This window comes from Pseudoselenomonas caprae, from assembly GCF_008271345.1.
In the GTDB taxonomy this organism is placed as follows: domain Bacteria; phylum Bacillota; class Negativicutes; order Selenomonadales; family Selenomonadaceae; genus Selenomonas_A; species Selenomonas_A caprae.
Genome location: NZ_VTOZ01000006.1, coordinates 104,584 through 117,987 on the forward strand (window position 1 = coordinate 104,584; position 13,404 = coordinate 117,987).

Genomic DNA, 13,404 nt, shown 5'->3' on the forward strand with positions numbered 1-13,404 from the left:
TTTTTACAATTCTGTTGGAGCGCACGTCTTGTTTTGTTGGTTATTTGGGGATAACGATGTTGTTTTCTTGGGCAAAGGCAATAATGCGTTCTTTGGACCAGTCGACAGCATCGCTGATTTCAATCAATGGCTTTTGTTTTAGAAGCATACGTTTGACGATAGTCATTTCCATGTTCCGCTCACCTTCGGCACGCCCCTCGGCACGCCCCTCGGCACGCCCCTCGGCGAGGCCTTGGGCACGTCCTTCGGCGAGGTTGGCTTTGAGGTCGCTGTTATAGTCCCAGATGGTGGATTCGCGGGCTATGTATTCCCGATAGGCGGCGTCGTCCATGATGTAGCGGTCAGATGCCTGCATGGCATCCTTGATAGCGGTGTCTTTCATCGCAAGTTCCTCCTTTTCTTTTTCGTCGAGTTTATTGGCAAAGTAGGCAAGCCATTTTTCGATTCGATCCATGGATTGTACGGGCTTGTTCTTGTATTTCGGGATTTCGAGGAAATGTATTTCTAAATCCTCTGTAAGACGGTGCTGTGTCTTAGGATTATAGAGGACATAGGCTGCATGGGGATTATCCTGTGGCAGGAAATTGTAGCGCAAGATATTGATGGAAATAGCGGGTTTCAGTGCACCGTAGTCATCGCCAGAACGGAGCGTATCGAAATGGAGATACATATGTGACCAGTAGAAAAGAGTACGTTTTTCCATGTTGCGCCGATTGATTACCTGCATCTCGATATCGATGCGGCTGCCATCGTTGAGAATACCGAAGATGTCGAGCCTGCCGAGTTTGTCAGATTGTTTTTCGGGAGAGAATTCCGTATTGCGGAATTGCAGGTCGACAAAGGCATCATCGCCATCACGTCCAAGGATATCATTGATAAGCTGGAGCGTGATGTTTTTGCGTTCTTCACGTCCAAAGACGAATTTGAAGAGCAAATCGTTGGTGGGATCATAGGGGCGAGAAGCGTAGACATGTGCCGTTTCCATGAAAATCCTTCCTTTCTTTATTATAGATAATGATGGATGCCTCTGCAATATGCAGAGAGCATCTATATGACAAAACATATATTCCCCACACAGATATTCTATCATATTTAGAACACATTTTCTATATAAATACATGTATACATACATTTGGGGCACAAAAAAACAAGACCGCGTAGTTGCGGTCTTGCCTTTTGTCTTTGTTAGCGAACGTTCATGGACAGCTCGATGAATTTGTTGGCAAGTTTTGCCTTCTGGAGGACTTCTTCGGTGATGTCCTGGCCAGCCTGGACGATTACGATGCCGTTGTCCATCTTGATGTCGCGCGTTGCTTTTTTGCCGAGCAGGAAGCGGCGATGACGCTCTTCGGTTGCTTTGTCAGCTGCGGCCTGTTTTGCGGCGTCAGCTGCCGGAGCAGCGGCTTTCGGTGCTTCTTTCTTCGGTGCCGGAGCGGCAGGTTTTGCCGGAGCAGTTTTCGGCTCTTCGGCCTTCGGTGCTTCTTTCTTCGGCTCTTCCTTTACTGCCGGAGCTGGCTCGGCTTTCGGTGCTGTCGGAGCTTTTGGCTCTTCGGCTTTGGGTGCCTCAGCTGGCTTTTCCTCAGCTTTCGGAGCTTCCTCGGCTTTGGGGGCTGCGGCCGGTGCCGGAGCCGGAGCGGCTGCTTTTGGTGCAGCGCTTACAGGTTCATTTTTTTTTTCACCGTTCGGATCGATGACCGTTACCTGCTTACCAAAGATGGAGATCTGGTCGCTGGTAACTTCGGAGCTCGTTCCGTCCGGTGCTGTGATTTCGCATTTTTCGATTTTGCCATCATCGCCGATGAACAGCTCGGTGATGTTGCCCTGGATGGTACCGGACTTCGTGATGGCCTTGGTGCCGATGACGCGGATGTTTTCATCGAGCAGCGTCTCATAGTCGCCAGCGTCGTCGAGCTTGAGGATGTTCTCGCTGTTCGTGACGGTTACGGCGTCATCACCGATGGCGATGACTGATTCGTACGGAATCAGCTTGACGCCGCGGTACCAGTCCTCGTCCTCGATGGTGATGGCTGCGACGAGACCGTTCTTGGCATCGATGAGCAGGGTCTTGCTCATGCCAAGCTCACGGCCTTCGGTAATGCTGATGACCGGAAGGCCAAGGATTTCTACACTTTTCTTCATGAATATTCCCCCATTAGATTAGCTGCTCTGCTGGAACTCGGTTTCGATTTCCTGCATGACGCCGGCCGGGATATCCGGGAATGGCGTCGAGAGCGCGTGATGTTTGGATAATATATCCTGGACGATGGTAAGATAGCGGGTGTTCTTGATGAACTCCTGCTTCATGTCATCGTTCGTGGCGATAATCGGAAGGGACAGGGCCTGCTGGTAGGACTCGATGGCCTTATCGTAGGCGGCCTGTTCCTTGTAAAGGTTGCCCAGCTCGATGACGAGGAACGGCGTATAGCTGTCCTCGCTGTAGCGGTCGATGGCCTGCTGGTAGGCATAGATGGCTGCCGCAGGATCGCTGGCTGCATGGTCGTAGGCATAGTCGAGGATGCGGTCGAGCGAGTCGAGTGCTGCGATTTCCTCGCGGGTTTGCTGCTGCTTTGCCTCGGCTTTTGCGGCGGCCTGCTCTGCTTGCTGCTGGGCAGCTTTTGCCTCAGCTTCAGCGGCTTGCCGGGTCTTGAGTTCTTCGGCGGCCTTGTGGCGGGCTTCGTCTTTTTCGGCCTGCAGGGCCTGGGCGCGGGCAATTGCTTCGGCTTTTGCTTTGGCGGCTTGCTCAGCCTTGGCGGCGAGCTCCTCCTCGGCGCGGGCAGCAGCCAGAGCTTGTTGTTTTTTCAGGGCTGCAGTGCGGGCGGCTTCTTCTTCGGCAGCCGTATCACTGGCAGCTTTGGTGGTGTTTGGTTCAGGTTCTTGTTCACCGTCCGGTGCGTTATCCACCGCTGCTGTACTGGCAGCTGCCCCCGCGGATGCTGCCGCCATCGCGGGCTGTTCCGCTTTCCAGGGCAGGGTGACTGCCTGGCTGTCGCTGGCCTCGTCTGCTGGCTGCCCGTCTTTTTGGCTGCGGCGCAGCAGATGCTCGTTGAAGAGCGTGACGATGGCAGCAGCAGCGATGACAAGAACGCCGAGCCGCAGGTAATGCGAACGGTCCAGAAATGGACTCATGGATATGGCCACGGCATTCACGAGGAAGGCCATGACTGCACAGAGCACTAACGACAGCCATTTCATCTCGATGCCGATGAAGCGGCAGAGATGGTAGATGAGGAAGATGCTCACGGCCATGATGGAGCCCGTCACCAGGATAAATGTCATGTTGCTCACCTCTTCCTGTATTGGGCAAAATACCACTATGTTCCCCTATTCGACATGATAGGGGAAATTCCTGCTGCCGTCTGGCAGAAATTCCCTTATATTATACCATGAGAAGGGAATTTCAAACAATCCCGAATTCGCATTGAAATTTCTTATTGTTTTTGGCAGATTTTGACGAGGTTTTATAGTATAATATAAGGAACAGAAAGGAACGATTCGCTATGATGTTTGAGCAGGAGGCCGTTATCCGTCATGAAAGCGGCATCCATGCCCGTATTGCCGCGATGATCGTGCAGCGGGCGAAGGATCTCGGAAAGAAATATGGGACACCGTTATTTTTGCGCAGCGAGCGCAGTGAGCGCTGTGAGATGCACAGCCTCATGAAGCTCGTAGCGCTCAAGATTTCCTGCGGGGATTCGGTGTTCGTGGCCGCGGAGGGCGATGAGGGACGGCAGGCTGTCTATGAGATGGTCCGCTTCCTTGAGAGTGATTTCGAGATGAATTCGCCAGGCGATATCCATGAGATGGATTTGCTGCTGCATGAGAACGCGCTGATGCAGGAGCGTCTGCAGATGATCTTGGAGGCTGTGCAGGACGGCATCTGCGTCGTCGACCGTACGGGCGAGATCACCTATGTCAATCCTTCCTATCTGCGCATTGTGCATAAGACGCCGGAGATGGTGGTCGGGCAGAATGTTTTCAAGACGGCGCCTGATGGCAATCGCTGCGGTGTGTTGCGCTCGGGCGTGGCGCGCATCGGCAGCATCAGCCGCAAGAAGGACGGCACGACGGTCGTGGCCAATGTCAATCCGATTTTTGTCGACGGTGAGATTGCCGGCGTCGTATCGGTCATCAAGGATATCACGGAGCTGCAGAACCTCATGGCGCGGCTGTCGCAGGTATCGGCCCGGGCGGAGTACCTCGAGCAGGAGCTTTTGCGCACGAAGAAGACGGCGCAGGCGTTCAAGAACTATATCGGCAAGAGCGGCAAGGTCGTCGATGTGCTGGCGCTGGCCTCGAAGGCTGCGGGCTCGGCGGCGACGGTGCTCATCCGCGGCGAGAGCGGTACGGGCAAGGAGGTCATCGCTGAGGGCATCCACTATGCGAGCGGCCGGCGGCGCGGCCCGTTCATCCGCGTCAATTGCGGGGCTATCCCCGGAACCCTTTTGGAGTCGGAGCTTTTTGGCCATGAGAAGGGGGCGTTCACCGGGGCCGTGCGGCGCAAGCTTGGCAAGTTCGAGCTTGCTGACAAGGGCACGATCTTTCTCGACGAGATTGGCGAGATGGACAAGAATATGCAGGTAAAGCTTTTGCGCGTGCTGCAGCAGAAGGAATTTGACCGCGTAGGCGGCGAGGAGACCGTGCATGTCGATGTGCGCATCATCGCGGCGACGAACCGCAATCTCGAGCAGATGGTCAAGGATGGTGCGTTCCGCGATGACCTTTATTACCGCCTCAATGTCATCCCTATCAGCCTGCCGCCACTGCGCGACCGCGTCGATGATATCCCGCTTTTGGTCGAGCATTTTGTCGAGAAGGTCAGCGCCGCGACGGGCAAGACAGTCCGCGACGTGACGCCTGAGGCCATGGAGGTGCTGATGGGCTACAAGTGGCCTGGCAATGTTCGTGAGCTGGAGAATGTCATCGAGCGCGTGATTACGCTGATGGATACCGAGCGCATCACGGTGGCGTCGCTGCCGTCCTACATCAAGGGCGAGATGGCGGGCCGTGAGGTGCAGCAGTTCACGGCGGCCGAGACGGTGCTGCCCTGGGAAGAGTACGAAAAGCAGATCATTGCCAATGCCCTCAAGCAGTGCGGCAGCTTCAATGCGGCGGCCAAGATGTTGAAGATCACCCATAAGACCGTCGCGGCCAAGGCGCGCAAGTATGGCCTGGTCGAATAAGCGTTGGTAAAATTTACCTATAAGTAGAAAAAATTACCAACACATGACGATTTTTAGGTAAATTTTACCAATCGTATCGCTGGCATTTATGCATATTTCCGAAAACATAATTTCAGGCTTTTGCTGAGCCCTTGTTTTACGGGGGCTCAGATAAAAGATATAGAATTTTTTCCCAACCTGGAAAAGTTGGCACGCGACTTGCAATAATTAACAGGCAGTTAGACAAAACGTGCTGACAACCTGCCAGGCAGGAAAAGAAGTATTTTTTATGTAAAGATTGGAGAGGTTTAACAATGACTCAGGAAACTATTACGATCGAGAACAAAACTGGTATCCATGCTCGTCCGGCATCCATCTTCGTTCAGACGGCTACGAAGTTCAAATCCAAGGTTCAGCTTCAGGCTAAAGGCAAGACGGTTGACGCTAAGAGCATCCTCATGATCATGAGCATGGGTCTGGTAAAAGGTACGGAAATCACGATCGTTGCTGATGGTCCGGACGAGGCTGAGGCAGTTAAGGCTCTGAAAGATCTCGTTGCTTCCAAGTTCGGCGAGGAATAATTCCAGCCTGCGATAGAGCAACAATTGAATAGCCTTCCTCCAGCTGCGAAAGATGTGCGGCCGGGGGAGGGCTTTTCGTGCGAGTTTTGGTAATTTTTTGATAGTTTCAGGGGGAAAGAAACAAATGGCAGAGACGATTCGCGGAAAAGGCGTAATTTCCGGTATTGCTATGGGTAAGATCATGCTGGCTGGCCAGAATCTGGACGGCTATCTCGTGAGCTACCAGCCGGAGAGCAAAGAGACGGAGCAGCAGAAGGCTACGGCTGCTCTGACGGCTGTCGCCGAGATCCTGCGCGAGAGCATCGAGCGCCTGCAGAAACAGGATATGACGGAGCAGGCTGCTATCATGGAGGCTCATCGTATGATGGTCCAGGATCCGATGATGGCGCAGAAGATCGAGGAGAAACTCGACGAGAACGCCAGTGCACCGCATGCAGTCCTCAAGGCTGCGGAGGAGCAGGCGCAGATGTTCGAGTCGATGGAAGATGAGTACTTCGCTGCCCGCGCCGTCGATCTGCGCGATGTCGGCAAGCGTGTTGCTAAGTACATCCTCGGTGTAAAAGAGCCGGAAATCGGCGATGAGAAGGTTATCCTCTGCGGCCGTGAAATCGAGCCGTCGGTCATCGCTGGTATGCCGACGGACAAGATCGCTGGTGTCCTCCTGGGCTCGGGCAGCACGACGGCTCATGCTGTCATCATCGCTAAGGCTCGTGCTATCCCGACGATTGTCGGCCTCAACAAAGAGGACCGCATCGACAAGATTGCCGATGGCGACCATGTCGTCATCGATGGCGAGGCTGGCCAGATTGTCATCAACCCGACTGAGGCGGAGATGGCTGAGTATAACGAGAAAATCAAGAAACAGCAGGAGATGGCTGCGCACTATGCGCAGCTCAAGGATCTGCCGGCTGTGACGACGGATGGCGTAAAGGTTGACCTCATGGCCAACATCGGCACCCATATGGACGTCGACAATGCCCTGACCTACGGTGCTGAGGGTGTCGGCCTGTTCCGTTCCGAGTTCGTATTCATGGGCCGTCAGGACATCCCGAACGAGGAAGACCAGTTCAAGGCTTATAAGGAAGCTGTCGAGAAATGCGGCGGCAACCTCTGCGTCATCCGCACGATGGATATCGGTGGTGACAAGCCGCTGCCGTACCTCAACATCCCGGCTGAGGAGAACCCGTTCCTCGGCTACCGTGCCGTCCGCATCAGCCTGCAGCGCAAGGATCTCTTCCTGCCGCAGCTCAAGGCTATCCTGCGTGCTGGTAAGTACGGCAAGGTCGGCATCATGGTGCCGATGATCATCAACGTTGCTGAGTTCAAGAAGGTCAAAGAGCTCATCGAAGAGGCTAAGCTCGAGCTTACGCATGAGGGCAAGGCTTTTGCTGATGATGTTCAGGTTGGTATCATGGTCGAGACGCCGGCAGCTGCTATCATGACGCCGGTTCTCGCGAAGTATGTCGACTTCTTCTCGATCGGTACGAACGACCTCGTTCAGTACACGCTCGCCTGCGACCGCGGCAACGCCAGCATCTCTTACCTCTACAACCACTTCAACCCGGCTGTCCTGACGCTCATCCAGCGCACGATCACGAGCGCACGTGAGAACGGCATCTGGGCTGGTATGTGCGGCGAGATGGCCAGCGATCCGAATGCAGCAGTCCTCCTGATGGCTATGGGCATCAGCGAGCTCTCCATGAGCGCTCCGTCCATCCCGCGCGTCAAGGAGAAAATCCGCAACATCAGCTCCATCAAGGCGAAGGAAATCCTCGCGGACGTCATGAAGATGGAAGATGGCGACGAAATCAAAGCATATCTGGCAAAAGTCCTGTAAGAAAAAGGTACCGACGGGTACGGATATAGTTGCATGATTAAACCGCAAGTTTCGAAGTTTTACTTTGAAACTTGCGGTTTTGTAATGTTTTTACCTTGTGATTAGCAGATATAAACATATTTTGTGGTTATAATTGACGCAACGTGATATAATAAGAATTGGGAGGTGTGTACGATGATAGATAATTCTGTTAGAATCTTGCGCATTGCATATGAAAATATGCCGATGTTCAAAGGAGAAAAATTTGAAGTTAATTTTATGGCGACTGATCGGGTTTCAGAGCCTGCACAGGTGTTTCATATTGACAAAAGTATCTATACGCAAAAAATCGTGTCCTTGGCGGGGATAAACGCATCGGGCAAAACATCATCCTTAAAATTGATTTATTTGGCCATGTCTGTGGTCTTGGATAATATCAGCCTCAATGATACGACTATGTATGGACGGGAATTTATTTCGGATGGAACTAGGCTGACGATTGATTTTCATCATAAAGAAAAATTTTACGAATTACAATCTATTATCCGTGTTAGGGGAGCAGACGAGCTGGATCAAGTTGAGTGGTATTTTGATGATGAGTGGTTGTATTGTAAAGATAGAACGAAAGTTCACTCAAAGAAGGATGCATTAAAACCGGGAGATTTGATTCGGCAGCGGTCGGCGATGCCGGAAGAGGCTCGCTCAGTGCTGAAGGATGATGATAGTATTGTTATCACTATTACAAGGGATAATACGACTGGTTTGCATCAAATGCTTCCTTACACGGATGTAAATGTATTGACGGCAACGGGAAGTTTGCCGGTGACGGCATTACACGTCTTTGATTCGAATTTGGATATGTTGAAAGTCGATAAGACAGAGAAGGGGGCATCTTATCAGGTAAAGTTCAAAGACTGGGATGAGCCAGTCATAGTACATAGTCCACTGCAACTTAGCGGTATGATTTCCTCTGGTACGATAAAAGGACAAAATCTTTTGTTTTATATCAAACGTATTTTAAAGACTGGTGGTTATATGATTGTCGATGAACTTGAGAATCATTTAAACAAAGAATTAGTACGTATGATTACGAATATTTTCAAGGACGAGCGTATCAATAGACATGGGGCTTGTCTTATCTTTTCTACTCACTATGTGGAATTGTTGGATTTTGTCGATCGTAAGGATAACATTTTCATAACTAGAAAAGCTCCTGAAACTCCTGATCGAATAGAGATATTGAATTATGCAGATGAAGTGCATCGCAATGATGTGAAGAAAAGTGAAGTGCTTTTATCTAATTATATTCAAGGAACGGCACCTCGCTATGCTGATATTCAAGCATTGGAGGATAGCCTATGCGAAGAATAATAGATTTAGGAGATTTGAAAACGGAATATGTTATTTGCTCTTGTGAGGGTGCTGCTGAAGAAGCTTTGATGGATATTTTATTGGATAATAATTGTTTGTTATTTAGCCGTGAGAATTTGGTGGGGCACAAGGTAACTCGAAAAAGAAAAGCGGTTGAAATACAGCAAGAGTTTTTAAATCGTGATTATTCTCCGCATCGGGCAATTGTGGTGAGGATTCTTGATTCTCGTTCGGAAAAGTTTAAACTTAGTGCTTTGTATGCGGAACGGCACGATGTTTATACTATTCGTACAACACCTGAGATAGAGATGCTGTTAATCATAGCAGAGGGCAAAGCGGCAGCGTTTCGTCAGCAATCTAAGTCAAAGATAAAGCCGAGTGAGTATTGTAAATCTGTTTTGAAGATGGGAAACCGCGTAAAAAGCCGCAATTTTTGGCTGGAATACTTTGTTGATATCAACATGTTGTTGCAGGTAATTCGCCAGTATCATCAAACAAAATCAGATAAGAGTGAGTTGAGTATCTATGATTTGCTAAAGGAAGAGTATCGGTAATAGCACGGGAAAATAAGACAGGGAGTAACGACTGTAATGGTCATTACTCCCTGTTATTTATTTTATTACGCCGATGTCCATGCTGATGTCGAGGGCCTTGACGCTGTGCGTCAGCGCGCCGACGGAGATGATGTCGACGCCGCTTTGGGCGGCCGCGGCAATAGTGGTTTCGTCGATGCCGCCGGAGGCTTCGACGATGGCGCGGTGGTCGATGCGCTTTACGGCTTCGGCCATTTGCGCTGGAGCCATGTTGTCGAGCATGATGACGTCGGCACCGCCTTCCAGAGCTTCCTCGACGCCTGCGAGGTCTTCGACCTCGATCTCGATTTTTGTCATATGGGAGGCGTAGGCATGGGCGCGGTCAAGCGCGGCCTTGATGCCGCCAGCCACCTGGATATGGTTGTCTTTGATGAGCATGGCATCGTAGAGGCCGAGGCGGTGGTTGGCTCCGCCGCCGACCTTGACGGCGTATTTGTCAAGCAGGCGCAGACCTGGCGTGGTCTTGCGCGTGTCGACAAGCTTTGCTCCGTAGGGGGCGGCGATAGCAGCAAGCTTATGCGTGCGCGTGGCGACGCCCGAGAGATGCTGCAATAGGTTCAGCGCCAGCCGCTCCCCCGTGAGGATGGCCCGGGCCGGGCCGTCGATGGTCGCGATGACGGAGGTCTTGGTGAGCGGTGCGCCGTCCTCAAGCTGCTTGGTGAACTTGAGGGCGGGATCAAGCAGGGAAAAGACCCGTGCGGCGATGTCGACGCCGGCGAGGATGCCCGTATCCTTGGCGTGGATGATGGCATGGGCCGTGGCTTCGGCAGGCACCGTGGCCAGCGTCGTGATGTCGCCGCTGCCGATGTCTTCCTGCAGCCAGGCGGTAAGGGATTGGTCGAGATTCTGTATGTTCATGGTAATGGAATCCTTTCTTTGATGTCAGGCGAAGGCGGGGGCCAGCATCTCGCTGGCAGCGGTGCTTCCGGTGCTGGTCTGGGCATCGCTGGGGATGGCCAGCTGGTCGGAGAAATGCTGGCGCAGGGCCTCGTTCTTGCCGGGATAGTCGCTGCGGTAGTGGGCGCCGCGGCTTTCCTGGCGGCGCAGGGCAGCCTTGACGATCAGCTGGTCGCAGGTAAGCCGTGCGCGCAGGTCGAGGTCGGCGATGGTCTTGGCGGCGCAGCCTTCGTAGAGACCTGCGATTTCCGTGAGGCTTTGTGCGGCGTGATCGAGTGCGGCGGCTGTGCGTGTGATGCCAAGATAGCGGCTCATGATCTGCTGGCAGCGGGCCGTGTCCTTGGCGGTAAATTCCAGTGGTGTCTCGTCAAGCGCGGCTTCGCGCCAGAAAAGTCCCGCTTCAGCTTGCGGCAGGCGTGTCTTGCCGATGATGGTTGCGGTGCGGCGGCCAAAGACCAGGCCCTCGAGCAGGCTGTTGCTTGCCAGGCGGTTGGCACCCTGCAGCCCGGTGCAGGCGGCTTCACCGCAGGCATAGAGCCCTGTGATGTTCGTGCGGCCCCAGTGGTCGGTGCGGATACCGCCCATCATATAGTGGGCGGCAGGGGCGATTGGTATGAGGTCCTTTTCGATGTCGATGCCGTAGTCTTTGCAGGTCGCAGCAATCATCGGGAATTTCTGCGCGGCATCTTTGATGCAGCGGGCATCGAGCCAGATATGCGTGGCGTTGGCGCGGGTCATCTCGCGGAAGATGCAGCGCGCGACGACATCGCGCGGCGCAAGCTCGGCCAGTGGATGGCAGGCGGGCATGAAGCGCTCCCCGTCGAGGTTCAGCAGGTGGGCGCCTGCGCCGCGGACGGCTTCAGAGATCAGGAAATTCGGGCAGCCCTTGAGGGCAAGCGCCGTCGGGTGGAACTGCACGAATTCCATATCGGCAAGGATGGCACCGGCGCGGGCAGCCATGGCCATGCCGCTGCCCGTCGCCCCTTCGGGGTTCGTCGTGTGCAGGAACAGGCGGCCAAGGCCGCCTGTTGCGAGCACCGTATGCGTTGCACGCAAGGCCAGCTTGCGGCCGTGCCAGAGCGCGGTGGCGCCGTAGCAGCGGCCCTCGTGGGTCAAAAGGTCAACGATATAGCAGCCCTCAAGCGGCTGGATGTTGGGCTCGCGTTCTGCCATCGCGCGCAGGGCGCGGGCGACTTCGGCACCTGTGGCGTCGCCGTGGCTGTGCACGATGCGGTGGCGGCTATGGCAGCCCTCGCGGCCCAGCATGAGTGAGCCGTCTTTCTGGCGGTCGAATTCCGCGCCGTTTTCGGCCAGCCAGCGGATGTCCGCGGGACCTTCGGTCACTACAAGGCGCGAAACGGCTTCATCGGAGAGCCCGGCACCTGCAATCAGCGTGTCCTGCAGATGCAGCTCGGGATTGTCGTCGGCACCGAAGGCGGCGGCGATGCCGCCCTGGGCCTTGGCTGTGTTGCTGTCAGCCAGCGTGTCGCGGACGGCGAGCAGTACATGGTGGCCGTGGCGGGCAAGCTGGACGGCCGCGGTGAGTCCAGCCACGCCGGAGCCGATGACAAGGCATTCGGTGCGGCGCGTTTCCATGGTGCGGGTATTGAAGTTCATCAGATAGCGTTGCATAGTCCATATCACCCCTTTATAGACAACATTTTCGTAAGCGCGGCGGCGCTGCGCTCGCGGATCTCCGGCGGCACGACGACTCGCGGCTCCATGGTGGCGAGGGCATCGCGCACCTTGACAAGTGTCGTCTTTTTCATATTCGGACAGAGGAGATGGCGCGAGGCCAGATGGAATTCCTTGCCGGGGCAGCGCTCCGTGAGCTCATAGAGCACACCTTCCTCGGTGGCGATGATGAACTCCGTGGCTTCGCTCTTGGCGGCATAGTTGATGATGCCGCTCGTGCTGCCGATATAGTCGGCGAGCTCGCGCACCTCGGGGCGGCACTCCGGATGCATGAGGACGAGGGCCTGTGGGTATTTGATCCTGGCCAGGCGGATGTCGTTCACCGTGAGGCTCGCGTGGATCGGGCAGCCGCCGCGCCACTTGAGCAGCGGGCGCTCGCACTGCTCCTCAGCCCAGCCGCCGAGGTTCTGGTCGGGGATGAAGATGACGTCCTTGTCCTCCGGCAGCGAGCCGACGACGGCCGCCGCGTTCGAGGAGGTGCAGCAGATGTCGCTCATGGCCTTGACCGAGGCCGGCGTGTTCACATAGGAAACAATCAGCGCATCGGGATGGTCGGCCCGCGCCTGCCGTACCTGCCCCTCGAGGGCATCGGTGAACATCTGGCAGCCCGCATCGGCGGCTGGCAGCAGCGTGACCTTGTCCGGCGAGAGGATGTTGGCCGTCTCCGCCATGAAGCGCACGCCGCAGAACACGATGGTGTCGGCATCGGTGGCAGCCGCCTGCCGCGACAGGGCAAACGAGTCCCCTGTGAAGTCAGCGATTTCCTGGATTTCCTCGGGCTGATAGACATGCGCGAGAATGACGGCGTTGCGCTCACGCTTCAGGCGCAGGATTTCCTCAACAATATCTTCCATAGTTTCTCTCCATTTATGTGTAAAGTGTGAAATATTGTCTACTGTCATGACAGTAGACAATAACATTATAAACACAAATGGCGGCGCTGGCAAGGCAGGGATTATGGAGGTAAACGAAAAGCCGCCCATTTGGTCTTGGACGGCTTTTCTCCCTCTACGGCTGACCTTTGCCCGAGGTATTTACTGACGGCTGTACTACTTCATCAGCACGGTGAAGAAATAGTTGGCGGCTAAGCCTGCAATCAGAGAAAGCAGGAAGTCACGCAACAGGGTTAAGAAACGCATAGAACGGCCCTCCCTTCCGCTGAGAGGTGCACAGCGAAACAATATAGCATTTTTTTCACTATGTGCTATAATATCAGTAGGTTAAGAGACGCATAAACGGTAGCGTTTCGGGTTGACCGCCTGCAACGCATGGAGTCCGCTATGTGGACAGTG

Annotated in this window: 11 protein-coding genes; 5 read left to right on the plus strand and 6 right to left on the minus strand. The window is 54.2% G+C overall.

Features of this window, described 5'->3' with window-relative positions; all coding sequences use genetic code 11:
• Positions 1-40: 40 nt before the first annotated feature.
• The 3 genes from FZ041_RS04465 to FZ041_RS04475 form a co-directional block, all read right to left on the minus strand.
• Positions 41-985, minus strand: a complete 945-nt coding sequence (locus tag FZ041_RS04465) for an Rpn family recombination-promoting nuclease/putative transposase (RefSeq protein ID WP_187626309.1) — start codon at positions 983-985, stop codon at positions 41-43.
• Between the two features lie 200 nt (positions 986-1,185).
• A complete protein-coding gene (locus FZ041_RS04470) occupies positions 1,186-2,139 on the minus strand; it encodes a PRC-barrel domain-containing protein (protein WP_149188680.1) in 954 nt (317 codons plus the stop codon).
• Positions 2,140-2,157: 18 nt separating this feature from the next.
• Positions 2,158-3,276, minus strand: coding sequence for a tetratricopeptide repeat protein (locus tag FZ041_RS04475; RefSeq protein ID WP_149188681.1), 1,119 nt, complete (start codon positions 3,274-3,276; stop codon positions 2,158-2,160).
• Positions 3,277-3,497: 221 nt separating this feature from the next.
• On the opposite strand from FZ041_RS04475, the gene FZ041_RS04480 reads away from it, so the two are divergent.
• From FZ041_RS04480 to FZ041_RS04500, 5 genes are all read left to right on the plus strand, one after another.
• Positions 3,498-5,180, plus strand: a complete 1,683-nt coding sequence (locus tag FZ041_RS04480; protein ID WP_075443172.1) for a sigma 54-interacting transcriptional regulator — start codon at positions 3,498-3,500, stop codon at positions 5,178-5,180.
• Positions 5,181-5,473: 293 nt separating this feature from the next.
• Complete coding sequence (locus tag FZ041_RS04485) at positions 5,474-5,740, plus strand: HPr family phosphocarrier protein (RefSeq protein WP_075430198.1); 267 nt, start codon at positions 5,474-5,476, stop codon at positions 5,738-5,740.
• A 124-nt stretch (positions 5,741-5,864) separates the two neighbouring features.
• Positions 5,865-7,577 (plus strand): phosphoenolpyruvate--protein phosphotransferase, encoded by a 1,713-nt coding sequence (gene ptsP / locus FZ041_RS04490; protein ID WP_075443170.1) that lies wholly within the window; start codon positions 5,865-5,867, stop codon positions 7,575-7,577.
• Between the two features lie 174 nt (positions 7,578-7,751).
• Positions 7,752-8,927: an AAA family ATPase gene (locus FZ041_RS04495; protein WP_149188682.1), complete on the plus strand. Its 1,176-nt coding sequence runs from the start codon at positions 7,752-7,754 to the stop codon at positions 8,925-8,927.
• Positions 8,915-9,481, plus strand: a complete 567-nt coding sequence (locus tag FZ041_RS04500; RefSeq protein ID WP_149188683.1) for a hypothetical protein — start codon at positions 8,915-8,917, stop codon at positions 9,479-9,481. Before FZ041_RS04495 ends, FZ041_RS04500 begins: the two co-directional genes overlap by 13 nt.
• A 57-nt stretch (positions 9,482-9,538) precedes the next feature.
• On the opposite strand, the gene nadC is transcribed toward FZ041_RS04500, so the two are convergent.
• From nadC to nadA, 3 genes are read right to left on the minus strand one after another with little or no spacing between them, the layout of a single operon-like run.
• Complete coding sequence (nadC, locus tag FZ041_RS04505) at positions 9,539-10,378, minus strand: carboxylating nicotinate-nucleotide diphosphorylase (protein WP_187626310.1); 840 nt, start codon at positions 10,376-10,378, stop codon at positions 9,539-9,541.
• 24 nt (positions 10,379-10,402) lie between these two features.
• Positions 10,403-12,049, minus strand: coding sequence for an L-aspartate oxidase (locus FZ041_RS04510; protein ID WP_149188685.1), 1,647 nt, complete (start codon positions 12,047-12,049; stop codon positions 10,403-10,405).
• An 8-nt stretch (positions 12,050-12,057) separates the two neighbouring features.
• Positions 12,058-12,966: a quinolinate synthase NadA gene (nadA, locus tag FZ041_RS04515; RefSeq protein ID WP_149188686.1), complete on the minus strand. Its 909-nt coding sequence runs from the start codon at positions 12,964-12,966 to the stop codon at positions 12,058-12,060.
• Between the last annotated feature and the right edge of the window lie 438 nt (positions 12,967-13,404).